The sequence below is a fragment of the Bryocella elongata genome, from assembly GCF_900108185.1.
GTDB classification, from domain to species: Bacteria; Acidobacteriota; Terriglobia; order Terriglobales; family Acidobacteriaceae; genus Granulicella; species Granulicella elongata.
The window spans coordinates 501,189-509,107 of sequence record NZ_FNVA01000004.1 but is presented as its reverse complement, the minus strand read 5'-3'; the positions used below and the strand labels follow the sequence as shown (position 1 = coordinate 509,107).

At 53.2% G+C, this 7,919-nt stretch carries 3 protein-coding genes; all 3 read right to left on the bottom strand.

What is annotated here, in order from left to right; genetic code table 11:
* Positions 1 to 68: 68 nt before the first annotated feature.
* A complete protein-coding gene (locus C4S68_RS14090; protein WP_235011596.1) occupies positions 69 to 878 on the bottom strand; it encodes an ArdC-like ssDNA-binding domain-containing protein in 810 nt (269 codons plus the stop codon).
* 462 nt (positions 879 to 1,340) lie between these two features.
* On the bottom strand, positions 1,341 to 4,616 hold the full coding sequence (locus tag C4S68_RS14085; RefSeq protein ID WP_103933705.1) for a DEAD/DEAH box helicase family protein: 3,276 nt from the start codon (positions 4,614 to 4,616) through the stop codon (positions 1,341 to 1,343).
* Positions 4,616 to 7,897 carry a site-specific DNA-methyltransferase gene (locus C4S68_RS14080; RefSeq protein ID WP_103933704.1) on the bottom strand — a complete coding sequence of 1,094 codons (3,282 nt, stop codon included), beginning with the start codon at positions 7,895 to 7,897 and terminating at the stop codon, positions 4,616 to 4,618. The genes C4S68_RS14085 and C4S68_RS14080 overlap by 1 nt, the downstream gene beginning before the upstream one ends.
* Positions 7,898 to 7,919: the final 22 nt, after the last annotated feature.

The following is a 7,919-nucleotide window of genomic DNA, read 5'->3' as shown; positions in this document are numbered from 1 at the left end:
AGCCCTTCGACTTATGTTGTCTTCAAAACCGCCATCCCCAGCGTTCACAGGGTCTCAACCGCTGAACGTCACATAACCGCGAGGACAACATAATCAGCCGATGCCCGGCCTGTGTCGAGGCCGATGGTTCTGCCGACCACAAAGGCGATTGCCTCGGCTTCCGTCTCACGCACTACCTTGGTGGTAGCGGTGCGCCGCTCGGCCTTGTGCAACATCTCGTGTGCGACTTCGTGAACAAGGGTGCTGAACTCCTCCGCTGGGGACTGGCCGGGAAGCAAAACGATCTTGCCTCCGTAGCTGACACCCAACGCCGGGGCGATGCTCTCCTTGTACTCAAGCAAGATGCCCTGGACTGCAACGAAATCGAGCAGCCGTTCCATGCGCTCTCCCACATCGCCACTGACGCGGCTGGAAAGCTCTGGAAGCTCCAAGCCTTCCGTCTGCGAGACATCGAAGACGTACACGGAACGGAATCCGACTAGAACGGACTGGTTCTGCGTCCGAACATCCTTGGCGGCTTCGTCGTCCTTCTTGCGACGAACGCCTGTCATGGGAGCTAAAATGCGGATGCCCTTCTCTCCCTTGTTGACCCTGCGGCCTAGCTGGTTCCACGCATACATTCCGGCAACACGGATTGCGCTCGGCTTCTGCCGCGCAATCTCCAAGATGTTTCCAAAGCTGTAATTGTGGAACCTGCCCATAGCCATGAGGTAGGCGGTTAGACCTTCACTGTGTCCCTCTTCCAACTGCTCGATAAGCGCTTTGACATTGGCTGCGATGGCCTCTTTCGCGGTTTGCGGCTTCTGTTGCTGCTGCTGTTTAAGGTTCTGGATGAACGGGGTAACGGTGGGTGTGGTGGTGACGATGGCGGTATTCATGGGTGCTTCCTCCTGTTGGGCTGTTGCCCTTGCTGTTGCCGTGAATGGGCAAGTGGCAGGTACATACATGCCGAACGCCTCCTGGCGAAGAGCGGGGGTAGCAAGGTGCAATGGGGAGGGGTATCTCCCACCCGTAGGGCGAGAGAATCGAGTGATTTTTACGAAGGAAAAATTATGCGGGACACCCCTTGCGCCGCGCGTGGGGCAGAACCCCTAGCGTTTTGTTCTTGGCGGTGGGGCGTTGCGGGGAGGGTGGACCTCCCCGCTGAGGTGGGTGGCGGAGGACCGAAGGGCCGGAGACAGGGAGGAGCCTCCTCCACAGGGAGCGGAGTGGAATCCTACTCTGCCTGCTCTATTTCAGCGATCTACGTAAACCTGCATTATTGGACGTAGAAAGAGATAGAACCGCTTATTTGATATCAACTGCCCCTTAGACCTCTGTGTGGAAAGGTGGCGAATCATTCAATCTACTCCGACCATCTTCAACATCGACTCGATGTAGGTATCCTTATCTTCCTCTTGAAAAAGAATATGGAAAGCTTGCATCTGCGCCTTGTCAATCGTCCAAAGCATTCTCATCGTATGCGAGGGCGTATTAGAGATAATGAAGGACTCTAACCGCACGCTCGAATCACCGAGACGGTGCTGAATTTCCTTGATAGTGCTGTGAAACTGAATCTTGGGATCGGTTTGACCAAGATTTCGGATGCCTTTGGGGTCTACAAAGATCACATACTGCTGACCGTCGACCAGGAGCCAAACGATAAAGTCAGGATGGAAGTTGCCGGCTTCAAAGAAGCCGACGCCCCGGCCCTTGCTGAGGTTGCGTAGCAGGTACAGTTCTTTGTTTGCGAAGAATTCATGTGAGTTGTCGTGGTACGCCTTGATGTCTTCAACAAATCGTCGTTCGCCCTTGTTGAGCGGGACGGGGCTGATCTCGACGACGTTGCTATCCATGTAAAGCAGCGGTTGGTAGAGGTGCCGGTCAAACCACAATGCCTTCAGACCTTGAAACTCCCATGGAAGGAGAGAACCGTTTGCGATGGATGTCTTAAGGATTTCAAGTTTGGCAATGATCTCTTCCTCCGACCGCTCAATGAGGAAGCGGTAATAGCCGCTTCCAGACTCGTCTCTCGACCCGAGGAAGTTTGGGTCATCTTCGGACAAGTCCTGGTATTCGAGGTGAGGCAACTCCCACTCCCGCTTGCGGAAAGTGTAGTAGTGTTCGGTGTACTTCTTCAGAAGCGTTAGCGCGATCTGCTGCCACATCTGCACCTTCTCGAAGGAATCAAAGGCCAACTCCTCGGCAGGAATCAAAAGTTGATACCAACTCTGATTGGTCAATAGTGGGAGCAATCCCTCGGCTGTAATGTTGAGGTTGTGCCAGCCACGTTCAGCCTTGAAGCGTTCTAGGTCGAAGTACAGTCGGTCCATATCGAGGAAAGCGATATGCTTTGCAGTAAGGTGTGTCTGATTGGGGGCTGCGTCTCCATCCCCGCCCTGAACACCGCTTGACTTCATGGCCTGAATCTTTGGATACCAGTTGACGACCACCTGATTCTTCTGGAGGTAGACCGTTGACTTGTCGTTCGCCGGATCTGGCTTAACCATCGTGGGGATGGGACCAAGCTTGCGGAACGCATCACCGAACTCTGTACTCACGCCATTGATCGTCTTCTTCAAGCGAATGATTTTTAGCTTCTGCGTTCCGAGATTCTTGATGATCGGCAACAGGAACTCAAGCCGATCATCGTTGACGGGAAGTCCCTCCTCTTCAAGGAAGTCTCGGAACTGCGCCATGTAGTTTGCGCGGATGCCGAAGATCGAAAGCGTCTCCAAGACACCGATATGCTTTGGGCGCTTCACTTCTTCTGGAAGCTGAGTCTTGGAGCTCCGCTTAAGACTCATGTCAAAGCCCTTCAGGCGCACACCGCGCCCAAATAGCTGAATTATCTGCGAGCCCTCTGTTTGCCCTACGTTCATCAGGCCCATAGTGCTGACCCGCCAACTATTCCAACCTTCAGTGAACTTCTTCGACCCGATTAGGATGTTCACTGTCGAATCGGATTGATTAATCTCCTGAAATAGACTCCCGGAGAACTCTCGCTCGCCGCTTTGCAAGCCCCGCTCCTCGCATTGCTTTACTAACTTGGCATCGTCACCGACGTTGATGACGCCAAAGGGCTCATTGTCGCCGATGTGCAATGCGATCTCGCCGGTCGCTCCCTTTATATTCTCGACGTGGAGCAATCCTCCACCAGGCGCATTAAACAGGGTGGCGAGGGTTTCCTCAAAGATCTGTGTAGCTGAAAGCCCCAGTGTGTTTAGGTAGGAGAATCGGCCAGCAAAGAGGTCTTTTGCATCGGTGGTAACGATACCTTGATTCAGGACGCGTTCAATGCGCTGGATGCTCCCAGCCCTGTCCGAGATATATCGCTTCAGGAAAAGCAAAATCTCAATGATGTCCGAAGCATCCTTGACGCGCAGGGATGCCGTGACGCTTCCCCCAACGAAGACCCACAACGGCTTGTCGATGTTGAAAGGCCGGTACGCCGCCGCCTGCTCTGCATAGAGCCTCTGTTGTTGGAAAAACGCCAGCAGGCAAGCGACGAGGTAGAGTTCCAGATTGTTCGTCTGCGTCTCTTCGTCAAGGTTCAGAATCTGGTAGTCTTTGCCAAACCCATCGCCGTAGAAGTAGCGATAGGAGTAATCGAAGAGAATGTTCTTCGCGTAAAGGTTCGTCAGGCGCTGGTTGCCCTTTACAGCCTGGCCAAAAGTGGCCGAGTACTCGAACGAAAATCCCTTCTCACAAAGAGCGTTGCGAAACCGCATCCATGTTCCCTCCTCGCCCGCAGAGGCTCCCCGGTGGCCCTCATCCACCAAAACCAGATTGTTCCCCTCGAAGGAATCGATCGCAATGGTCTTTTCACCCATCTCATCCTTCAGCTTGTGGATGTCCAGGATTTCTACCGCATGGCCCGCGAACAGGTTTCTGCCATCTTTATTAAAGAGTTCAGCCTGTATCCCGGCCGTTTCAAACTCCCTAAGATGCTGTTCGCTCAGGCCCTCGTTCGGCGTGAGCAGGATGATGCGGTTCAGGTCGCGACGCCGATTGTGCTTATCCAAATAGAACTGGTACTGGAGGATATTGGTATGCATCAGCAGGGTCTTACCGCTGCCCGTCGCACTCCAATAAGCGAGCTTGTTCAGTTGTGACCATGCCTCCCCTTCCGCATCGAAGGGCTTGATCTGGTCGGCATCCAGTTTGTCAGCGTTGTAGAGAGCAATCTGCACATTCATCGCTTGGAGCAGTGCCGCCGGGTCGCTGAAGTACCGGTCGAGATAGATCTCCGTAAAGAGAAGCATGAGGTATTGGAAGTACTTCCAAGTGATAGGCTCTTCGCCGCGTGTGATGCGGCGGTCGTTCAGGCGCAGGGTGTATCCGACGATATTCTGGTCGTATTCGAGCAGCAACTCCGTAGGAAGTTGGGTCAGATTGAAGAGCTGCGCGGTGAGCGCATGATGAAAATGGTGAACGTTGTTCTCGTCCAGGCCCTCCAGCTTTTCATTACGGAGATGTTCCGCTAGCTGCTCAAACCGTTCGACATTGAATAGGGATAGCAGCCATTGGTTGAGGACGAGTTTGCCGGCAAATCGCACCTGGGGCTGGTTGGTGGTGCGTCGGCGCGTCGGAAACAATTCGGCCGTCGCAGCTTTCGGTTGGCGTCCGCGACGCATCAGATGCCCTCCGTATCGAACATCAGACGGTGGAAGTCCTCCTCGATGAGGCGCACCTTCCAAGTGTCATTCGGTGCTTTCAGATTCTCAAGGTTGTTGTCGCCGTTCACATAGATCAGTTGGAACTCAAAGTCCTTGGTGGAGTAGCCCTGCTTCGTAAACCACTCGTCGAGCACGAGGTTGTCTTTCTCGGGATCGCCAGTGAGCTTCCGCCAGATGACGAGTGTCTGCCGTCCATCGGGCGCTGTGCCCGTGACAGTGCGGAACCACCATGGGCCAGAATCATCTTGCTTGATTCGTCCCTTCACGCGGAGTCGCTTCTCGGTGTCGTGCTCAAGGTTGGCAGAGAAGATCATGGGAGCGGAGATGTGTTCGACGGTCAGCCCAACCAGCCAGTTGAACGTCTCAAGGAGGTCCACGTTCGTCTCACGGCTTTCATCGGAGCCTGCACGCTTCACCAACAACTTGTAAGCCGTAGGGTCTTGAAATGCTCTGATATTGAGTAGCGACTGGCTCCCGCGAGTCTCTACGTCAAGCATATAGCTCAGCATGTACTGCTCCTTCAGCCCGCCAGCCTTCTTCGAGTCGGCTTCATTGAGCAAAAGTTGCTGTGTTTTCGTGAGGCGAGTCTGCAGGTTGTTCAGTGCATCTTCATAGGACTCGAGTCTCACGTACTTGATGATTTGAGAAATGCCGGATGCTTGACTGGTCGGCACACCATCTCGCCAATCGGGGGAATAAACGACTTTCTTAATCCGAGGAAGAAGGACTGTGTCGAAGTGCGCGCCCATCTCGATTAAGATATTTCGACGCTTCCCACCGTCTTCCCTGTTGAGACTGATGACTGCGTGAGCAGTAGTGCCACTTCCGGCGAAGCAGTCAAGCGCAACACCAGATTTGCCAATCGATGCGACATGGAGGGCGTCTCGGGTCGCATACAGAGATTTCGGAAAATCGAAAGGCGTCCTGCCACCAAACAGATTCTTTAGCACTCCTGTTCCATATTCCGTGGCCGAATACTTCTTGTCTGACCAGATTGTGAGGGGCAACACACCTTCCGCATTCGGTCTGTACTTGTTGTATATCTGCTTGAGTCCTTGTGGGTTTCTTCTAACCGCTAGCTGGCTAACGCGATTGCGAGCGGTATCGATCCCCCAGCGCCAACAGCGATCAATACCGTCTGAATCAACAGGCCAAACGACCGATTCGTTAGCGATCGGCTGTTCAAGAATCTTGTACTCTGCTTTTCCTTCGTCCCACTGGACTTGGGGAATGCGAACTACTTCTTCGGTTGAGAAGATAGGGAAAAACTGTTTTGGCCTATCTCTCCTGGTTGAACTTGAGCCGTCCCTTCGAAAGTTCCTCCACTCGAATGATCCCTCTTCATCCTCCTCATCGAATCGCTCTTGTTGCTCGGCGGTTCTTGGAAGCTTTTGCAGTGAGCCTATTTTTGACTTCGAGCTGAAAATTGCATACTCGTGGCATTGAGCCAAACCCCTTAAGGTAATCCGTCCCGAGGGATTTGACCTTACCGCCACTGTTCCTAGCATTTCGTCATCGCCGAAAATCTCGCGGATGATCATTGTAAGTTCGGTGACTTGCTGGTCATCGATGGTCGTACAAAGAATGCCCTTTTCGGACAGGAGCGAATAGCAACTCTCTGTCACGGTTTCCAGGAGCGAGCACCACGATGAGTTCCTGTACCCATTTTTATAGAGAATCTCCGAAGCTTCGGTGTTGTAAGGCGGATCGTTGTACACCGTGTTGATTTGTCCTTTATAGCGGGACATAATCAGCTTCGTTGCCTGAAAGTTGTTTGAGTGAATCAGCAACTGGTCGGTTTGCTCATCCAACGAATTGAAGGAGGAGATTAGACGCGCAAGAAAGTCACTGCTAAAGTGTGCTGAATCAATGGACAATCCTGGACACGCCTTTAGAAATTCTGTGGTCAGTGGAACGCTATAACCAATTGTTACTAGGTCTCCTTCGATTTTGTCGATTGCCAAAAGGCTGATCCATTCTTCGCGCTGCGCTTCGTTGGCCGCTATCTCTGGATAGAATTCTGTCGGTATGCGATCAAGCGTTATGCAGTAGTTGGTCTCAACGACAAACTTCTTCTTTAGCCAAATCTTTTTTTGGAAGTCTTCCAACTGTGCCAGGAAGGTGATGATCTTCTCGGCAATCCGACGCAAGACCTTAATCTTGGATAGGTATTGCTCGACGCGGGCCGCTGACTCGTCTTGGATGTCGTCTAGGTGCATGACTTCGTTCTTGATGTAGAAGTCCATCTCGCGTCGCAGAAAGCCGCCGAGGTCCTTGTGTACAAAGTAATCAAAAGTGTTTCGCGCTACGTAACGGCGAAGATGCGCTTGCAGGCTGCTGCCGTCACTCACGTCCCCACTTGTGGGGATGTGAGGCCTACTCAACTCAGCTATCCAGACGTTAAGATTGGGGTCTGAGATCGCGAGAATTTGATTGGTTGCATCGGCAACCAAGTCTTTCTGGGTTGGCGGTTTGGTCTTCCCGTCGCGGACATCGTCTGACCAGTCCGCTAAAGTGGAAGGTCGGTACTGAAACCCGATGCTCAACTCTGGCCCCTGCTCACCAGCTTGGATTGTCAGGAAATCATGGCCTGACTCCCCCGATGCGGCAAGGATGAAGACTCGTTCCTTTCCCTCGGCGGCCTTCACGTTACCGTGCTCGCCCTCTACCGCATCGACCAATCGGAAATGAACACGCATGGGGTTCGGTGGATCATTGGGCCGTAAGCGGAAGGCATAGTCGCGAAGGTACTCACTGGTCTTGATGTAATACTGGTCCCGGTTTGCCCAGTAGAGAGTGACCTCCTCACCTTCATAAGGAATTGCGTAGACCCCGGGCTTGTAGACGCGCTTAGCCAGGAAATCGCCATCCGAATAGTAACGGCGGAAGAAGCTGAACAGGTGGTCGTAGACCTCGCTCTCTAGGGCGCTTACATCGACCGCCTCATTGGCGAGTTTCGAGCGCAATTCCTTCACCTTTGGGAGCGATTCAGGGTCGGCGCCGAGGGAGACGGCCTGCTCAATGGCCTTGGCAAGCTCCTTCTCCAACTCAGCCTTGTCCGCAGTTTTGTAGAGGCCAAAAGCCTGCTTGACCTGCGGCAACAGGTCCACATCAAGAAACTGAGTGATCTCGGCGCTCTTGGCGTGCATGATCCGGTACAGACCGAAGTCCAAGTCGGGCTGGTCAAGCTGAAACAGCTCTTTCAACAGGGTTTTCAGCTTCTCGTATTTCTGGCTCATCTTGCGTGGTCATCCTGGGATC